This window comes from Actinomadura craniellae (assembly GCF_003289645.1).
Taxonomy (GTDB): domain Bacteria; phylum Actinomycetota; class Actinomycetes; order Streptosporangiales; family Streptosporangiaceae; genus Actinomadura_D; species Actinomadura_D craniellae.
This window is the reverse complement of sequence record NZ_QLYX01000001.1, coordinates 354,467-371,287: the sequence shown is the minus strand read 5'-3', so window position 1 is coordinate 371,287 and position 16,821 is coordinate 354,467. Positions and strand designations below refer to the sequence as shown.

The 16,821-nt window shown below is 71.9% G+C and carries 14 protein-coding genes and 1 riboswitch; of the genes, 9 read left to right on the top strand and 5 right to left on the bottom strand.

The features are described from left to right. The first annotated feature begins 70 nt into the window (after nt 1-70). Nucleotides 71-188: riboswitch (cobalamin riboswitch) on the top strand. A 55-nt stretch (nt 189-243) separates the two neighbouring features. Further along, nucleotides 244-3,816 (top strand): cobaltochelatase subunit CobN, encoded by a 3,573-nt coding sequence (gene cobN / locus DPM19_RS01560; RefSeq protein ID WP_111862929.1) that lies wholly within the window; start codon nt 244-246, stop codon nt 3,814-3,816. An 89-nt stretch (nt 3,817-3,905) separates the two neighbouring features. Here the strand turns inward: cobN and DPM19_RS01555 are convergent, their stop codons facing one another. From DPM19_RS01555 to DPM19_RS01545, 3 genes are all read right to left on the bottom strand, one after another. Then, complete coding sequence (locus tag DPM19_RS01555; protein ID WP_111862928.1) at nt 3,906-5,339, bottom strand: aldehyde dehydrogenase; 1,434 nt, start codon at nt 5,337-5,339, stop codon at nt 3,906-3,908. 11 nt (nt 5,340-5,350) lie between these two features. Next, nucleotides 5,351-5,557 (bottom strand): tautomerase family protein, encoded by a 207-nt coding sequence (locus DPM19_RS01550; protein ID WP_111862927.1) that lies wholly within the window; start codon nt 5,555-5,557, stop codon nt 5,351-5,353. 83 nt (nt 5,558-5,640) lie between these two features. Beyond that, nucleotides 5,641-6,660 carry an amidohydrolase family protein gene (locus tag DPM19_RS01545; protein ID WP_233509741.1) on the bottom strand — a complete coding sequence of 340 codons (1,020 nt, stop codon included), beginning with the start codon at nt 6,658-6,660 and terminating at the stop codon, nt 5,641-5,643. Between the two features lie 282 nt (nt 6,661-6,942). Here DPM19_RS01545 and DPM19_RS01540 point away from each other — a divergent pair, with 282 nt between their 5' ends. From DPM19_RS01540 to DPM19_RS01525, 4 genes are read left to right on the top strand one after another with little or no spacing between them, the layout of a single operon-like run. Continuing rightward, a complete protein-coding gene (locus tag DPM19_RS01540; protein ID WP_111862926.1) occupies nt 6,943-7,359 on the top strand; it encodes a RidA family protein in 417 nt (138 codons plus the stop codon). Between the two features lie 36 nt (nt 7,360-7,395). Beyond that, nucleotides 7,396-7,914: a 3-hydroxyanthranilate 3,4-dioxygenase gene (locus DPM19_RS01535; RefSeq protein ID WP_111862925.1), complete on the top strand. Its 519-nt coding sequence runs from the start codon at nt 7,396-7,398 to the stop codon at nt 7,912-7,914. A 48-nt stretch (nt 7,915-7,962) separates the two neighbouring features. Further along, complete coding sequence (locus DPM19_RS01530) at nt 7,963-9,195, top strand: 4-hydroxybenzoate 3-monooxygenase (protein ID WP_111862924.1); 1,233 nt, start codon at nt 7,963-7,965, stop codon at nt 9,193-9,195. Beyond that, entirely contained in the window at nt 9,192-9,953 is a 762-nt protein-coding gene (locus tag DPM19_RS01525; protein WP_111862923.1) for a 2-keto-4-pentenoate hydratase, read from the top strand. The genes DPM19_RS01530 and DPM19_RS01525 overlap by 4 nt, the downstream gene beginning before the upstream one ends. A 640-nt stretch (nt 9,954-10,593) precedes the next feature. Here the strand turns inward: DPM19_RS01525 and DPM19_RS01520 are convergent. Further along, a complete protein-coding gene (locus tag DPM19_RS01520; RefSeq protein ID WP_158566672.1) occupies nt 10,594-11,580 on the bottom strand; it encodes an ABC transporter substrate-binding protein in 987 nt (328 codons plus the stop codon). A gap of 122 nt (nt 11,581-11,702) precedes the next feature. Here DPM19_RS01520 and DPM19_RS01515 point away from each other — a divergent pair, with 122 nt between their 5' ends. Further along, nucleotides 11,703-13,331, top strand: a complete 1,629-nt coding sequence (locus tag DPM19_RS01515; RefSeq protein ID WP_111862921.1) for an amidohydrolase — start codon at nt 11,703-11,705, stop codon at nt 13,329-13,331. Nucleotides 13,332-13,391: 60 nt separating this feature from the next. Here the strand turns inward: DPM19_RS01515 and DPM19_RS01510 are convergent, their stop codons facing one another. Further along, nucleotides 13,392-14,099 (bottom strand): FadR/GntR family transcriptional regulator, encoded by a 708-nt coding sequence (locus DPM19_RS01510; RefSeq protein ID WP_111862920.1) that lies wholly within the window; start codon nt 14,097-14,099, stop codon nt 13,392-13,394. A 354-nt stretch (nt 14,100-14,453) separates the two neighbouring features. On the opposite strand from DPM19_RS01510, the gene DPM19_RS01505 reads away from it, so the two are divergent. Genes DPM19_RS01505 through DPM19_RS01495 form a run of 3 tightly spaced genes read left to right on the top strand, consistent with a single transcriptional unit; the run spans nt 14,454 to nt 16,773 of the window. Then, the gene (locus DPM19_RS01505; RefSeq protein WP_199484771.1) at nt 14,454-15,191 is read left to right on the top strand and encodes an ABC transporter permease; all 738 of its coding nucleotides are present in this window, start codon (nt 14,454-14,456) and stop codon (nt 15,189-15,191) included. Further along, on the top strand, nt 15,188-15,958 hold the full coding sequence (locus DPM19_RS01500) for an ABC transporter permease (RefSeq protein ID WP_111862918.1): 771 nt from the start codon (nt 15,188-15,190) through the stop codon (nt 15,956-15,958). The genes DPM19_RS01505 and DPM19_RS01500 overlap by 4 nt, the downstream gene beginning before the upstream one ends. Beyond that, nucleotides 15,958-16,773: an ABC transporter ATP-binding protein gene (locus tag DPM19_RS01495; RefSeq protein ID WP_233509740.1), complete on the top strand. Its 816-nt coding sequence runs from the start codon at nt 15,958-15,960 to the stop codon at nt 16,771-16,773. Before DPM19_RS01500 ends, DPM19_RS01495 begins: the two co-directional genes overlap by 1 nt. Nucleotides 16,774-16,821: the final 48 nt, after the last annotated feature.

The following is a 16,821-nucleotide window of genomic DNA, read 5'->3' as shown; positions in this document are numbered from 1 at the left end:
GAAGTCGGCGCACTTGACGTGACTGTAGGCGACAACGAAAGTAAGGGCCATACCGCGCGGCAGCACGTGGAGGAAGCCGGTGAGAATCCGGCGCGGTCCCGCCACTGTCACCGGGGAGCGAACCCCACCGTCGGCCACCGTGACCGCGGGAAGGCCGGGGCGAGCACCGATCCGGAAGCCAGGAGACTCCATGCTGCCGCTCCCTTCGGCCCGGGGCGCGGACCCCGAGTGAGGAACCACTGCGTGATCCTGCTGCTGTCCACCTCGGACACCGACCTGCTCAGCGCCCGTGCCAGCGGCGCCGCGTACCGCCTGGCCAACCCGGCGCGGCTGGCACCGGACGACCTCCCCGCGCTGCTGGCCGGAACGGACCTGGTCGTCGTCCGGCTGCTGGGCGGGCACCGGGCCTGGGAGGAGGGCCTGGACGCGCTGCTGGCAGGTCCCCGCCCGGTCGTGGTGCTCAGCGGCGAGCAGGCACCCGACGCCGAGCTGATGCGGCTGTCCACCGTGCCCGCGGGCGTCAGCGCCGAGGCGCACGCCTACTTCGCGCACGGCGGCCCCGGCAACCTGGGTGAGCTGTACAACTTCCTGTCCGACACCGTGCTCCTCACCGGCCACGGCTTCGCCGCCCCCGCCGCCCACCCCTCCTGGGGGGTACTGGAGCGTTCCGCCGGGACGGCCCCGCAGGACGGGCCGCGGATCGGCGTGCTCTACTACCGGGCCCACCACCTCGCCGGGAACACGGCCTTCGTGGACGTGCTCTGCACCGCGATCGAGGCGGCCGGCGGCCGTGCCCTGCCGCTCTACTGCGCCTCGCTGCGCACCCCCGACGCGGGCCTGCTGGACACCCTGCGGCAGGTGGACGCGCTGGTCGTCACGGTCCTCGCGGCGGGCGGCACCCGGCCGGCCTTCGCGTCGGCCGGCGGTGACGACGAGGCCTGGGACGTGGGCGCGCTGGCCGCCCTGGACGTGCCCATCCTGCAGGGGCTCTGCCTGACCAGCCCGCGCTCGGCCTGGGAGGCCAACGACGACGGCCTGTCCCCGCTCGACACCGCCACCCAGGTCGCGGTCCCGGAGTTCGACGGTCGCCTGATCACCGTGCCCTTCTCGTTCAAGGAGATCGACGAGGACGGGCTCAGCGTCTACGTCGCCGACCCCGAACGGGCCGCCCGCGTCGCCGGCATCGCGGTCCGGCACGGGACGTTGCGGCACGTCCCGCCGGAGCGCCGCCGCATCGCGCTCATGCTGTCGGCCTACCCGACGAAGCACGCGCGGATCGGCAACGCGGTCGGCCTGGACACCCCGGCGAGCGTGGTGCGGCTGCTCGCGGCGATGGCCGAACGCGGCTACGACATCGGCGACGAACTGCCCGCCGAGGGCGACCCGCTGATGCACGCCCTCATCGCGGCCGGCGGCCAGGACGCCGACTGGCTCACCGAGGAACAGCTCACCGGCAACCCGGTGCGCATCCCCGCCGCCCGCTACCACGCCTGGTACGACACCCTGCCCGAGGACCTGCGCACCGGCATCGAGCGGCACTGGGGGCCGCCGCCGGGCGAGCTGTTCGTGGACCGCTCGCGTGACCCCGAGGGCGAAATCGTGCTGGCCGCGCTCCGCTCGGGCAACACGGTGGTCATGGTGCAGCCGCCCCGCGGGTTCGGCGAGAACCCCGTCGCGATCTACCATGATCCCGACCTGCCGCCCAGCCACCACTACCTCGCCGCGTACCGCTGGATCGACGCGGAGTTCGGCGCGCACGCCGTCGTGCACGTCGGCAAACACGGAAACCTCGAGTGGCTGCCGGGCAAGACCGCGGGCATGTCCGCCTCCTGCGGCCCGGACGCCGCGCTCGGCGACCTGCCCCTGGTCTACCCGTTCCTGGTCAACGACCCGGGCGAGGGCACCCAGGCCAAGCGCCGCGCCCACGCGACCCTCGTCGACCACCTCATCCCGCCGATGGCCCGGGCGGAGAGCTACGGCGACATCGCCCGGCTGGAACAGCTGCTGGACGAGCACGCCAACATCGCCGCGCTCGACCCGGCCAAGCTGCCCGCCGTGCGCGCCCAGATCTGGACCCTGATCCAGGCCGCCCGGCTCGACCACGACCTGGGGATCGGCGACCGCCCCCACGACGCCGAGTTCGACGACTTCCTGCTGCACGTGGACGGCTGGCTGTGCGAGGTCAAGGACGTGCAGATCCGCGACGGGCTGCACGTCCTCGGGGTGCCCCCCGCCGGGCAGGGGCGGGCCGACCTGGTGCTGGCCATGCTCCGGGCCCGGCAGATGTGGGGCGGCCAGGTGACGCTGCCCGGGCTGCGCGAGGCCCTCGGGCTCGACGAGAGCGACACCGACCGTGCGCGGGTGGACGCCTTCGAGAGCCAGGCCCGCGACCTCGTGCTCGCCATGGAGGAGCGGGACTGGGACCCCGCGGCCGCCGACACCGTCGCCGAGGGCACGGTGGCCGAGATCCTGCGCTTCGCGGCCACCGAGATCGTGCCCCGGCTCGCCCGGACCACCGACGAGCTGGAGATGGTCCTGCACGCCCTCGACGGCGGATACGTGCCGGCCGGCCCCAGCGGCTCGCCGCTGCGCGGCCTGATCAACGTCCTGCCGACCGGCCGTAACTTCTACTCCGTCGATCCGAAGGCGGTGCCGAGCAGGCTCGCCTGGGAGACGGGCCGGGCCATGGCCGACTCGCTGCTGGCCCGCTACCGCGACGACACCGGTGAGTGGCCGCGCTCGGTCGGCCTGTCGGTCTGGGGCACCAGCGCCATGCGCACCTCCGGCGACGACATCGCCGAGGTGCTGGCGCTGCTGGGCGTGCGGCCCGTCTGGGACGAGGCGTCCCGCCGGGTCAGCGGGCTGGAGCCGATCCCGCTGGCGGAGCTCGGCCGCCCGCGCATCGACGTGACCGTGCGCATCAGCGGGTTCTTCCGGGACGCCTTCCCGCACGTGGTGGCGATGCTCGACGACGCGGTCCGGCTGGCCGCGGACCAGCCCGAGGACGACGCCGACAACTACGTCCGGGCCCACGTACACGCCGACCTCGCCGAGCACGGGGACGAGCGCCGCGCGAGCATGCGCGTCTTCGGCTCCCGGCCCGGCGCCTACGGGGCCGGGCTGCTGCCACTCATCGACAGCCGCAACTGGCGCGACGACGCCGACCTCGCCGAGGTCTACGCCGTGTGGGGCGGCTACGCCTACGGCCGGGACCTGGACGGCGTGCCCGCCCGCGCGGACATGGAGAGCGCCTACCGCCGGATCAACATCGCGGCCAAGAACACCGACACCCGCGAGCACGACATCGCCGACTCCGACGACTACTTCCAGTACCACGGCGGGATGATCGCCGCGGTCCGGGCGCTCACCGGCCGGGCCCCGGTGGCCTACATCGGCGACAGCACCCGGCCCGACGCGGTCCGCACCCGCACGCTGAGCGAGGAGACCGCCCGGGTCTTCCGCTCCCGGGTGGTCAACCCGCGCTGGCTCGCGGCCATGCGGCAGCACGGCTACAAGGGCGCTTTCGAGCTGGCCGCCACCGTGGACTACCTGTTCGGCTACGACGCGACCGCGGGGGTGGTGGCCGACTGGATGTACGAGAAGCTCGCCCACACCTACGCCCTGGACGACGAGAACCAGAAGTTCTTCACCACGTCCAACCCCTGGGCGCTGCACGGCATCGTCGAACGCCTGCTGGAGGCCGCCGACCGCCGGATGTGGGAGCACCCCGAACCGGACACCGTCAACGCCCTGAAGGAGCTGTACCTCCGGATCGAGGGAGACCTGGAGGGGGACGGGCCGGAATCCGCCCGGTAGCGGGGAGGGGCTCCGGCTCGGCCCGGAGAGGCGAGCGGGCGCGCGGCGAGGTCGCCGCGCGCCCGGAACGGAGCAGGGGATGCAGGGGTTCAGCGGTCGATCTGCATGACGACGGCCTTCGGCTCGGTGAAGAACTCGCGGCTGAACGCGCCGCCCTCCCGGCCGACCCCCGACTCGCCGACCCCGCCGAACGGTGCGCGCAGGTCGCGGATGAAGAAGCAGTTCACCCAGACCGTCCCGGCGCGGAGGGCCGCGGACACCCGGTGCGCCCGGCTCAGGTTCTCGGTGAACACCATGGCGTTGAGGCCGTACGGCGTGTCGTTGGCCAGCGCGATCCCCTCGGCCTCGGTGTCGAAGGGGGCCACGACGACGAGCGGGCCGAAGATCTCCTCGCACCAGTGCGGGGCGTCCTGCGGCATGTCCGTGATCACGGTGGGGCGGACGATCCAGCCGTCACCGAGCCCTCCGGTGCGGATGCGGCCGCCCTGCGCCTCGATGGTCTCCACGTACCCGCGCACCTTCTTGTAGTGCTCCTGCGAGGCGAGCGGGCCCACCTGGGTGGCCGGTTCGGTGGGGTCGCCGATCACCATCGCCTCGGCGGCGGCGACGAACCGGGCGAGGAACTCGTCGTAGACCTCGCGCTGCACGTAGAGCCGGCTGCCGGCGAGGCACACCTGGCCGGCGTTGGTGAAGATGGCCCGGATGGACCAGTCCACCGCCGTGTCCAGGTCGGCGTCGGCGAAGACCAGGTTGGCGCCCTTGCCGCCGAGTTCCAGGCTCGCCGGGACCAGGTTCCCGCCCGCGACCCGGGCGATGGTCCGGCCGGTGCTCGACGCGCCGGTGAACGTGATCCGGTCGATCATGGTGCTCTCGGTCAGCGCCTGCCCGGCGGACTCCGGGCCGTATCCGTGCACGACGTTGAGGACGCCGGGCGGGAGGCCGGCCTCGACTGCGAGCCGCGCCAGCAGCGTCGCGGACGCCGGGGTGTCCTCGGCGGGCTTGAGGACGACGGTGTTGCCCCAGGCCAGGGCCGGCGCGATCTTCCAGGTCTCCAGCATCAGCGGGAAGTTCCAGGGGGCGATGGCGGCGACGACACCGGCCGGGCCGAACCTGGTGTAGGCGTGGTGACCGCTGTCCATCGGCAGCGTGTCCGCCGCCGTCAGGCGCGCGTGGTCGGCGAAGAACCTGAGGTTCTGGACGGCGCGGTCGACGTCGTTGCCGACGCTCTGGGTGACCGGCTTGCCCATGTCCCGGGTGTCCGCCAGGCCGAGCTCCTGCTTGTTCGCCTCGACCAGGTCGGCGAGGCGGTGCAGCAGCCGGCCGCGCTCGGCGTAGCCCATCCGCGGCCACGGGCCGTCGTCGAACGCGCGGCGCGCGGACGCCACGGCCGCCTCCACGTCCTTCCGGGAGGCGAGCGCCACCTCGGACCACCGTTGCCGGGTCCATGGATCGACGCTGTCGAACCGCGCGCCGTCCTGCGACTCGACTTCCTCGCCGTCGATGACGTGCCCGAAGAACTCCATGCCGTTACCCCTCATTCCTGTGTTGTGGCGGTGTCGCGCTCGGCGAGCGTGACCCCGCCCGCGGCCCAGTGCGTCGGCGGCAGCTCGTGGACGAGCACCCGTACCCGTGCCGGGTCGGTTCCGGTAGCGCGCACGACCGCGTCGTGCACTTCGCTGATCAGTTCTCGGATCTGGTCAGGGGGCCGTCCCGCGGCCAAGCTGACCTGCACAAGGGGCATGTCGAATCCTCCTGGCGAGAAAAGGGGGGTGACGGGCGGGCGGTTCCCGCCGTCCTCGTCCGGCCGTGTCCGGCTCTGGTCGGCTATCCGGCCGCGCCGGGGGTGCCGGGCGCGGTGGTCAGGGAAGGGATCAGCCGCAGCGCGTTCCCGGCGAGGATCGCGTGTTCGACCGCGGGCGGCAGGCCCTGCTCCCGGACGGTGGAGACCGCGTCGACGTCGGCGAGGTCGAAGGGCAGGTCGGTGCCGAGCAGGACGTTGCCGGGCCCGACGTCTTCGATCAGGCGGCGGAGCGCGGTGCCGTCGAAGACCGCGGTGTCGTAGTGGAGGCGGCGCAGGTAGTCGCGGGGTGACGCCGAAACGGTCTGCGACTCCCGCTTGCGCCGCCAGCCGAGGTCCAGCCGGGGCACCAGCCCGGGCAGGCATCCGCCGCCGTGCACGAGGCACAGCACCGGGTCGTGCCGGTCCAGGACGCCGCCGAAGATCAGCCGGGCCGCGGCGAGCGCCGTCTCCGCCGGGTAGCCCAGCAGTTGCACCAGGTGGTATTCGCGCAGCCGGGCCGGGGAGGACGCGCGGCTCGGGTGGACCAGGCAGAACGCCCGGCGTTCCGTCAGCAGGCTCCACAGGTCCTCGTTGACCGGGTCGTCGAGTTCGCGGCCCCCGCCGAAGGTGCCGGTCGTCAGGCCCGCCATGCCGAGTTCGTCCAGGCAGCGGGCCGCCTCCCGGGCTGCGCCGGGCAGGCCCACCGGGACCGTTCCCAGCGCCGCAAGCCGCCGGTCGGCCGAGACGTACTCGGCGAGCGCATCGTTGGAACGGCGGGTGATCTCCAGGACCAGTTCGTCGTCGTCGGCGGACGAGGCGAACACGAACGGCGGTGCCGCGACCAGCTGGGCGGCGATGCCGGCGGCGTCCATGGAGGTCAGCCGGCGCCGGACGTCGTACTGGTCGGCGGCGAGCGGGATGCGGGCTCCCCGGGCGACCCCGGACACCCTCGGGTCCAGCAGCAGCGTTCCGGAGTCCATGCCGGACAGGTCCGCGTAGCCGCGGTCGGCGAGGTACCGGAGCAGCGGCAGCGGCAGCGCGTGCGCGTGGACGTCCACCGTCACGGGCCAGTCCGATCCTGGACCGGGGCCTGTCGTGGCGGGCTCGGTGGCGGGCTCGTTCGCCGATGTCATGACCATCCCTCCGAACCTTGTTTCAGATAACCATTATGATGGATAGGCATCTGGGTGACAATCGGGTGGTCGGCCAACAACCTCCTCACCTGGCCCACCGCGGGATACATTGACTCTAATCAACATGGTGGTTAGAGTCGCAGCGAGTAGTCGCCGCGGCTCCGAACCCCGGGCTGCCCGGCAGACCACGTGCCGAATCGAACGAGGAGTGCCATGTCGAAGATCTCGATCAGCTCAACCAACGCGCCCCAGGTCGGCTTCTCCGCGGGGACCACTCCTCCCCTGTCGCAGGCGATCGTCCACGGGGACCTCATCTTCTGCTCGGGAACGGGCCCGCTGGACCCGGCCACCCGCACGATCGTCTCCGACGACCTCGCCGAGCAGGTCCGGCAGACGCTCACCAACCTGGTCGCGGTGGTCGAGGCGGCCGGCGGCACCAAGGACTCGATCCTCAAGTGCAACTGCTACCTGCGCGACGCCGCCCAGTTCCCCGAGTTCAACAAGGCGTACCGGGAGTTCTTCGCCGACTGTGAGAGCTTCCCCGCGCGCACGACCGTCAACGCGCCCCCGCACCGGGCCGGCGTGCTGGTCGAGGTGGAATGCGTCGCCGCCGTCGTTGAACCGAAGTAACGGACCAGGAGACCAGGGCTCCGGGAAGGAGTGACCATGACCGAGCCGTACCGCATGCCGGTCGTCGACCTCGACGCGATCGCCGAACGCCTCGGCAAGAGCGGCAAGCGCGTCGAGGTGCTGTGGCAGCACAACGAGTCCCTCGGCTTCGTGGCGCGGGGCCGCGAGTACCGCAGCGAGTTCCACCTCAATCCCAGCGATGAGGTGATGTACGTGATCCGGGGCGAGCTGCGGCTGCACAGCCGCCAGCCGGACGGCACCGAGGTGATCGACGTGGTCCCGGAGGGTTCGGCGATCTTCACTCCTTCCCGGCTCCCGCACTCCCCCCGGTTCGACCCGGACTCCTTCATCATCGTCCTCGAGCGGCTCCGCCGCCCGGGCGAGCTCGACCGCTTCCAGTGGTACTGCCAGAACTGCGGGGAGTTCCTGCACGAGGAGTCGTGCCACATCGCCGACTACTCCGTCGACCCGGTCGGCGAGGCGTACCAGCGCTTCTTCGACGACCTGGAGGCCCGTACCTGCAGTAACTGCGGCGAAGTGCAGCGGACCTACTGAAACCCCCTCACAATTACAGCCGGTGACCGGCCCTACGTGGAGCTCAACATGGAACGAACACAGGTCGCCATCATCGGAGCCGGGCCGGCCGGCCTGCTCCTCGGCCGGATGCTGGAGCTCGCCGGAGTCGACGCGGTGATCCTGGAACACCGGAGCCAGTCCTACGTGGAGGGTCGTATCCGCGCGGGCATGCTGGAACACCGCACCATGCGGCTCCTGGAGGAGCTGGGGCTGGACGAGCGGATGCGCCGGGAGGCGGCCGTCCACCACGGACTCGAGCTGCGCTTCGACCGGCAGCGGTACCGGATCCCGATGGCCGAGCTGACCGGCGGTTGCACCGCGGTCATGTACAGCCAGCAGGAGATCGTCCGGGACGCGATCGCCGCCCGCCTCGCCTCGGGCCTCCCCCTGGAGTTCGGCGTCGACGACGTGCGGCTCGACGGCGTCGACACCGACGCACCGAAGGTGCGCTACCGGGCGGCCGACGGCTCCGAACAAGTCCTGGCCTGCGACTTCATCGCGGGCTGCGACGGCTTCCACGGTGTCTCCCGCCGCACGATCCCGGCCGACGTGCTGACGGTGTACGAGCACGACTACCCCTTCGCCTGGCTCGGCGTGCTCGCGGACGTCCAGCCCTCCACGTTCGAGCTGATCTACGCGTGCCACGAGCGCGGGTTCGCCCTGCACAGCATGCGGTCGAGCGAGGTCAGCCGGTTCTACCTGCAGGTCCCGCCGGACGAGGACCTGGCCGGCTGGTCCGACGACCGGATCTGGGCGGAACTCCGGCTGCGGCTGGGGACCGACGACGGCTGGACGCTCGCCGAAGGCACCATCTCCACGAAGAGCATCACCGCCATGCGGAGCTTCGTGGTGGAGCCGATGCAGTACGGGAGGCTCTTCCTCGCAGGGGACGCCGCGCACATCGTCCCGCCCACCGCCGCGAAGGGGCTCAACCTCGCCGCCGCGGACGTGCGGCTGCTCGCCGACGCGCTGTGCACCTGGTTCGAGTCCGGCGACCGCGCCCTGCTGGACGGCTACTCCGACGACGCGCTGCGCGGGGTCTGGCGGGCCCAGCAGTTCTCCCGCTCCATGACGTCGCTGCTGCACCACAGCCCGGCCAACCCGATGGAGTGGCGGCTCCAGCACGCCGAGCTGAAGCACGTCTGCACCTCCGAAGCCGCGATGAAGAGCTTCTGCGAGAACTACGTGGGGTTGCCGGCGGCCGGACGCATCCACCGGCGCGCCCCCCGAGCCGAGATGACGGAGAGGACCGGTTCATGAGCACCGACACCAGCGCACGCACCGAGGCGGCGGAACGCCTGGACACCGCGCAGCACACCGTGTCCGCGGTCGCGCAGCTCCCCGGCGGGCTCACCCCCGCCGACGCGTACGCGATCCAGGACGCGGTGATCGCCCGCCGCCTGGGGCGGGGCGAGCGGCTGGTCGGGCTCAAGCTCGGCTTCACCAGCAAGGCGAAGATGGCGCAGATGGGCGTGGACGAGGTGATCGTCGGGCGGCTCACCGACGCCATGCGCGTCCCCGACGGCGGCCAGGTGTCGCTGGCCCGGTTCATCCACCCCCGGGTCGAGCCGGAGGTCGCCTACCGGATCGCCCGTGACGTCACCCCGGACGACGACGAGCTGCCCGTGGACGCGGTCGCGCCCGCGCTGGAGATCATCGACTCGCGTTACCGCGACTTCCGGTTCAGCCTGCCCGACGTGATCGCCGACAACGCCTCGTCCGCCGGGTTCGTCATCGGGTCCTGGCAGCCGCTCGGCGCCGACCTGGGCGGCCGGGCCGTCCGGCTCACCGTGGACGGCACCGACGTCGAGACGGGCTCCACCGACGCCATCCTCGGCCATCCGGACCGGGCGCTGCCCGAGCTCCTGCGGATCGCCCGGCGCCAGGGCATGCCGCTGCTGGCCGGCCACGTCGTCCTCGCCGGCGGCGCCACCGCCGCGGCGCCGTTCCCGCCGGCCCGGGTCGAAGTGCAGGTCGCCGGCCTGGGCGGCGTGTCCGCGCTGGGCGTCGCCCGCTGACGCCAGTCCCCACCGGTTCCCGCCGCGCCCGTGCCGCGGCCGGTGGCCGCCCGCGCCCGGTCGCGGCCCCGGCCCGGCCACGGGCGCGGCCGGGGTCCCCACCAGGGCGCGACAACAGAACCTCCCGGACGGCGAAAGACCTCCCGGCGCATCCGCACCGGGAGGTCTTTCGCCGTCCGGCCCGGGAGGGCCGGGACTTCGGCTCCTGGCCGGGCTCGTCGAACCGCCGTCCGCTGACCAGGCCCGCACTGACCCTGGACTAAGGCGTGTTTCGAAGTGGGCCGAATGCCGATGACCTTGGCTGCGCTCGCGCAGGACCCGGCCGCCCGCCACCTGGCACAAGCGCCTGCGCCGGTGATCGTTGAGGATGGGTGGGGCCCCAGCCCCACCCATCCTCAACGATCACGCGAGCAAGAGGCCGGAGGTGGGCATTGGTGGTACCGCCAGGGCTGTCGGCCTCACTTGAGACAGGTCTCAGTTCGCCCAGGCTGTCGGCCGCTGGACAAGTCCGTGCCGCCGTGTCAGCCGTACCGGCCCTGGTCGAGGACCGTCCAGGTGATGCGAGAACCTCCCGGTGCGGGCGGCGCCTGGTCGGCGGGCGCCCGTACCGGGAGGTTCTTTCCTGCCTGGCCCGGGAGGGTCAGGACTTCGGTTCCTGGATGAGCTCGTCCAGGCTGACCGGCTGCTGGATGAGCTTGTACTTCTGCGTCAGCCGCACCAGTTCCTCGATCGAGGAGCGCTCGAACGTGCCCGGCCAGGCGATCATCTTGATCTTCGCCGCCTGGGCCGCGGGGATCTTGGCGTACTCCGGGAGGATCTTGCGGATCTCGTCCGGGTGGGTGTTGGCGTACTCCAGCGACTTGCGCATGGCCGTGTCGAAGCGGCGCACCACGTCGGGGTTGCTCTTGGCGTAGGCCGTGGAGGTGAAGTACGAGGCCACCGCCAGGTTCGGGTGGGTCTCGGCGTAGTTGTTGAGGATGGAGCGGGCGCCGCGGTCCAGTAGCGCGGTGACGAACGGCTCGCACTCCCAGGCCGCGTCGACGCGTCCCGCCTCGACCGCCGTGACCATGTCGGGGAAGCCGATCTCGGTGAACTTCACGGAGCCGGGGTCGACGCCGCCCTTCTCGAGCGCGGCGCGGATCGTGACGTCGCCGATGTTGTTGAGCGTGTTGACGGCGATGGTCTTGCCGGGCAGGTCCTTGATCCCGCGGATGGGGCTCTTCCCGGGCACCAGCACCTGGCACGCCTCGTTGTGGCCCGGGGAGATGCCGACGCCCGGCGTGATGACCTGCAGCGGCACGCCCTTGCTCTTGGCGACGATCAGTGACACGTTGTTGGAGAAGCCGAACTGGTTGCTGTTGCTGACGACGGCGGGGACGATCGCCGCGCCGCCCGCGGCCAGCTGCGGTTCGATCTTGAGCTTCTGCTCGGTGAAGAACCCCTTCTGGATGCCGAGGTACAGCGGGGCGACGTCGGTGATCGGGATCAGGCCGACCTTCACCGTGGTCACTCCCCCGGCGTCGGTCTGACCGGCCGAGGTGCCCCCCGAGCCGCAGCCGGCGGCCAGGCCGACCGCGAGCGCCGCGAGGACCACCCGGAGCCGGCGCCGTCGGATCGTTCTCATCATGGCTTCACTCCCCTGAGTGGAACGCGGCATATGCCGCCATTACGAGCAGAACGATTATCATCAATAGGATCAGAAGGTCAACGGTTCGCAAACACTTCTTCCCCTGATAACCTACAATCGTTATGACGAATCACAAGGGTGACCACATCGTCCGGGCCGCGAGCGTCATCACCATGGACGCGGCGCGGCCCCGCGCCGAAGCGCTGGCGATCCGCGGCGGGCGCGTCGTCTCGGCGGGCTCGCTCGACCAGGCGCGGGCCGCGCTCGGCGAGCACGCACCGGTCCTCGACCTGGGCGGCGCGACCGTCCTGCCGGGGCTGATCGACACGCACATGCACCTGCTGTGGACCGGGCTCGCGCACGTGCTGCTCGACCTGGCCGGCGCGCGCAGCATCGAGGACGTCATCGCGGCGACGCGCGCCTGGGCGGACGCCCACCCCGAGGCGCCGTGGGTGGTCTCCTCCGACGGGTGGGAGACCGAGGACATCGCCGAGCGCCGCCTGCCGGACCGCGACGAGCTGGACCGCGCGTGCCCCGACCGCCCGGTGCTGATCCTGCGCTGCGGTCACGAGGGCGTGGCCAACTCGGTCGCGCTGGAGCTGGCGGGGCTCACCGACGGCACGCCCGACCCCCCGGGCGGACGCCTGGGCCGGGACGCCGGCGGGCGGCTCACCGGCGTGCTGGTCGAGCCCCCGGCGATCGAACTCGTCCGCCGCCACATGCCCCCGCCGGGCGACCGGGACCGGCGGACCGCGATCACCGTCGCGGCGGAGGCGGCCCTGGCCGCCGGGCTCACGTCGGTGATCGAGCCGGGGCTGCGCGCCGAGGAACTCGCCACCTACCAGGGGCTGCACGCCGACGGCGAACTGCCGCTACGGGTGACCGCGATGCCGCTGCTCGTGGCGGGCGCGCCCGTCACCGACGAGATCGCGCGCCTGTCCGGGCTCGGCGTGCGGTCCGGCTTCGGCGACGACCGGCTGCGGCTCGGACCGGTGAAGGTGTTCCTGGACGGCGGCGGCTCGCTGGGCACGGCCTACCTGCGCGAACCCTGGCCCGGCCGGTGCGGCGACCACGGGCAGCTGCTGCTCGACCCCGACTCGATGCGCACGCTCGCGGCCGGGCTCGTCCGGCACGGCTGGTCGCTCGGGGTGCACGCCGTCGGGGGCGGGGCGCTCGACCTGCTGTTCGACGTGCTCGACCACGCCGATCGCGTGGCCCCGGTCCGGCCGCTGCGGTGCCAGGCCATCCACGCGTACCTGACGCCCTCGGAGCGCAACATGGCCGACGCCCGCCGGCTGGGCGTGGTCGTGGCCACGCAGCCGACGATGCAGGAACAGTTCGCCGGCCGCCTCATCGCCCAGCTCGGCCGGGACGCCGCGGCCGCCGCCACGCCGCTGGCCACCTGGCAGCGCGCGGGCGTCCGGCTGGCCGGCGGCTCGGACTCGCCCGTCACGCCGTTCCAGCCGCTGCGCGGGATCTGGCAGGCGGTGACCCGCCACCACGCGCCGAGCGGGGGGCCGCTCGGCGCGGACGAGCGGCTCGACGTGGCGGCGGCGCTGCGGATGTACACCTCCGACGCCGCGTACGCCGCGTTCAACGACCACGCGGTCGGGGTGCTGCGCCCGGGCATGCGCGCGGACTGGGTGGCGCTCGGCGCCGACCCCGCGCAGTGCCCCCCGGACGAGCTGCGCGACCTGCCGGTGCTGGCCACGGCGGTCGACGGGGAGCTCCGCCATCGCGCGCAGGGCTGATCCGGGATACGGGTCAGCACCGGCCGGACGCGCCCGGGCGGCGCGTCCGGCCTCCGGCGTTCAGTCGACGACCGACGACGGGGGCCGGTGCCGGCGCACGGCGCGGCGCACGCGCGCGGGGTCCTGCGACTCGACCGCGTCGACGAGCGCGACGTGAGCCCGGAAGGTCTTGCTCGCGGTGAACAGATCGTCGTCGGAGCTGACCTCCTCGATCTCGTTCTCGATCATGTCGAGCATCGTCGTGTAGACCATGCGCAGGACCACGTTGGGCGAGATCTCGGCCAGCCGCCGGTGCACGGCCCAGTTGGCGCGCAGGAAGCCGGCGGCGTCGGTGCGCTGCTCGTCCATGCGGTCCAGCAGCTCGCGCAGTTCGGCCAGGTCCTCGGCGGTGCGGTGGGTCGCCGCGTCCATGAGGATGGGCTCCTCCAGCGCGTCGCGGACCGCCAGGCAGTGCGCGCTGGTCACGACGTTCTCGCGGAGGCTGAGGACCAGGTGGTTGATGCGCACGTGGCCGGGGGTGCGGAGGGTGAACAGGCCGCCGCCCGGGCCGGGCTTGGCCGACACCACACCGCGCGTCTCGAGGAGCCGGACCGCCTCGTTGACGGTCCCGACGGCGACGCCGTACTCCTGGCGCAGGTCCTCCTTGGTGCCCAGCCGGCTGCCGTCCGGCAGCGCCAGGTCGAGGATCTTGCGTTCGATCTCCCGCGCGATGGCTTCGGCTCGCGACAGCCGCCACTCGGCACGGCCGGTGCGCTCCGGACGGCTCACCCGGCTCTCCTCCTACGAACCGGCCGGGCAATGCCCGGCCGGTGAATCATCGGGGTGGGAACTGCGACATCTTGACAGATAATCATCATGCTCAATATATTCGGTTTAAGGCTCGATTGCAATCCCGCGACGACCCCGTGCGGCCATGTGAACGGCCCACGGTGTGCCGGCGTGCCCGTACGTCCGCCATGTGCCGGCCGACCCAGCGCTACGGGATGTGACAAGAGCCGCACCCGGAAGGAGTTTTCGTTGACCCGGACTTCGACTATGTCGACGTCAATTATCCCCGGCACAAGACGACGACTCCTGCGATCGCCGAAGTTCACCGACGGGCTTCTCGGCGCGGCGGGGCTCGTGACGGTACTGGCCGTCCTGGAGTTTTCCACGATCGTCGGACTGTTGCCGGAGAAGACCTTTCCCCGCGTCTCGGCCGACCTGCGGGAACTCGCCGGAATGGCCGGCGCCGCGGAGCTGTGGACCGCCGTCGGCCACACGCTGCAGGGCTGGGCCATCAGCTTCGCCCTCGCCACGGTGATCGCGGTGCTGCTCGGCATCGCGGTCGGCTCCAACGCGGTCCTGTACGCCGCCACCAGCGCGGTCATCGAGTTCCTGCGGCCGATCCCGTCGGTCGCGCTGATCCCGCTGGTCGTCCTCGTGCTCGGCACCGGCCTGCAGAGCAAGGTCTTCCTCGCCACCTTCGCCGCCACCTGGCCCGTGCTCGTCGCCACCATCTACGGCATGCGCGACGTCGAACCCGTCGCCCTCGAAACCGCGCGTTCCTTCCGCGCCCGCCCACGCGACACGCTGCTGTCGGTGGTGCTGCCCGGCGCGGTGCCCTACATCGCCCCCGGGCTGCGGGTGGCGTCGACCACCGCGCTGATCCTCTGCGTCACCGCCGAACTGGTGATCGGGGCGCCCGGGCTCGGCCAGTCGATCACCGTGGCCCAGGCGGGCGGCCAGTACCAGCTCATGTACGCGTTCATCATCGCGACCGGGCTGCTGGGCGTGCTGCTCAACCTGCTCTTCGTCGCGCTCGAGAAACGGCTGCTGCGGTGGCACCCGTCCCAGCGGTCCCAGGGAGGCGTCCAGTGAACCGGCGCAGCGTGCTCCTCACCCTCCAGATCGCGGCGCCGATCCTCGTCCTGCTCGGCTGGGCGCTGTGGTCCGCCGGCAGCACGAACATCTTCTACCCCCCGCTGACGAAGATCCTCTCGGTCTTCCGGGACACGTGGGTGTTCGACCGGGTCGGCTCGGACGTCGTGCCGAGCCTGACCAACATGCTCGCCGGGTTCGCACTGTCGATCGTCATCGGCGTGCCGCTCGGCATCCTCATCGGCCTGGTGCGCACCCTGCGCACCGCGCTGGCACCGATCATCGAGTTCGTCCGGGCGATCCCCCCGCCAGCACTGATCCCGTTCGGCATCGTCGTGCTGGGCGTCGGCACGGGCATGAAGGTGTTCATCATCTTGATGGTCGGCGTGTTCCCCGTCCTGATGCACACCATCGACGGTGTCCGCGGGGTCGACCCCGGGCTGCTCGATAGCGCGCGGGCCTACCGCGTCAGCCGGCGCGACCGGATGCTGCACGTCGTGCTGCCCGCCGCCGCGCCGCAGATCTTCGCCGGGATGCGGATCTCGCTGTCGCTGTCGCTGATCCTGATGGTGATCAGCGAGATGGTCGCGAGCACCCGCGGGATCGGTTACTTCATCCTCCAGGCCCAGCGCACTTTCGCGATTCCCGAGATGTGGTCGGGAATGGTGCTGCTCGGAATCCTCGGCTATCTGTTCAACCTCGCTTTCGGCACCATCGAGCGTCGCGCGCTTCGCTGGCACCACGGAGCACGAAAAGGAGCATCCTGATGACCGACGAAGCGCCGATGCTCGAGGTCCGCGGCCTCGGCAAGACCTACGGCGACGGGCCCCAGGCGGTCCACGCGATCGACGAAATCAACTTCACCGTCGCGCGCAGCGAGTTCGTGTGCGTGGTCGGCCCCTCGGGGTGCGGCAAGACCACCCTGCTGCGCTGCCTCGCCGGGCTGATGTCCGCCTCCACCGGGCAGGTGAGCATCGAGGGCCGGCGGCTCGACCGCACCCCCGAGGAGATGGCGATCGTCTTCCAGGACTACAGCCGGTCGCTCTTCCCCTGGATGTCCGTGGAACAGAACATCGCCTTCCCGCTGCGCCGCAAGCGGCTGGGCCGCGCCAAACAGCAGCAGCTGATCAAGGACTCGCTGGAAGCCGTCAACCTCGCCGACGCCGGCCGGCGCTACCCGTGGCAGCTCTCGGGCGGCATGCAGCAGCGGGTGGCCATCGCCCGCGCGCTGGCCTACGAACCGCAGGTCCTGCTCATGGACGAGCCGTTCGCCGCGCTGGACGCGCAGACCCGCGCCGACCTGGAGGACCTGACCCTCAAGCTCCGGCACGAGTACGGGGTGACCGTGGTGTTCGTGACCCACGACATCGACGAGGCCGTCTACCTGGCCGACCGCGTGATCGCCCTCACCCCGCGCCCGACCCGGGTGCGGGAGGTCATCGACATCGACCTGCCGCGCCCCCGCAACCAGCTCACCACGAAGGAACTGCCCGACTTCGCCCGGCTGCGCGGCCACGTCTACCGGCAGGTGCGCCAGCTCGACGACGGCGCGGACCAGCGGGAGGCGGCCACCGCCTCCTGAGCGGTGCGGGCCGCCCCGCGTCCGGTGGGCGGTGACTCCGGCCCGGTT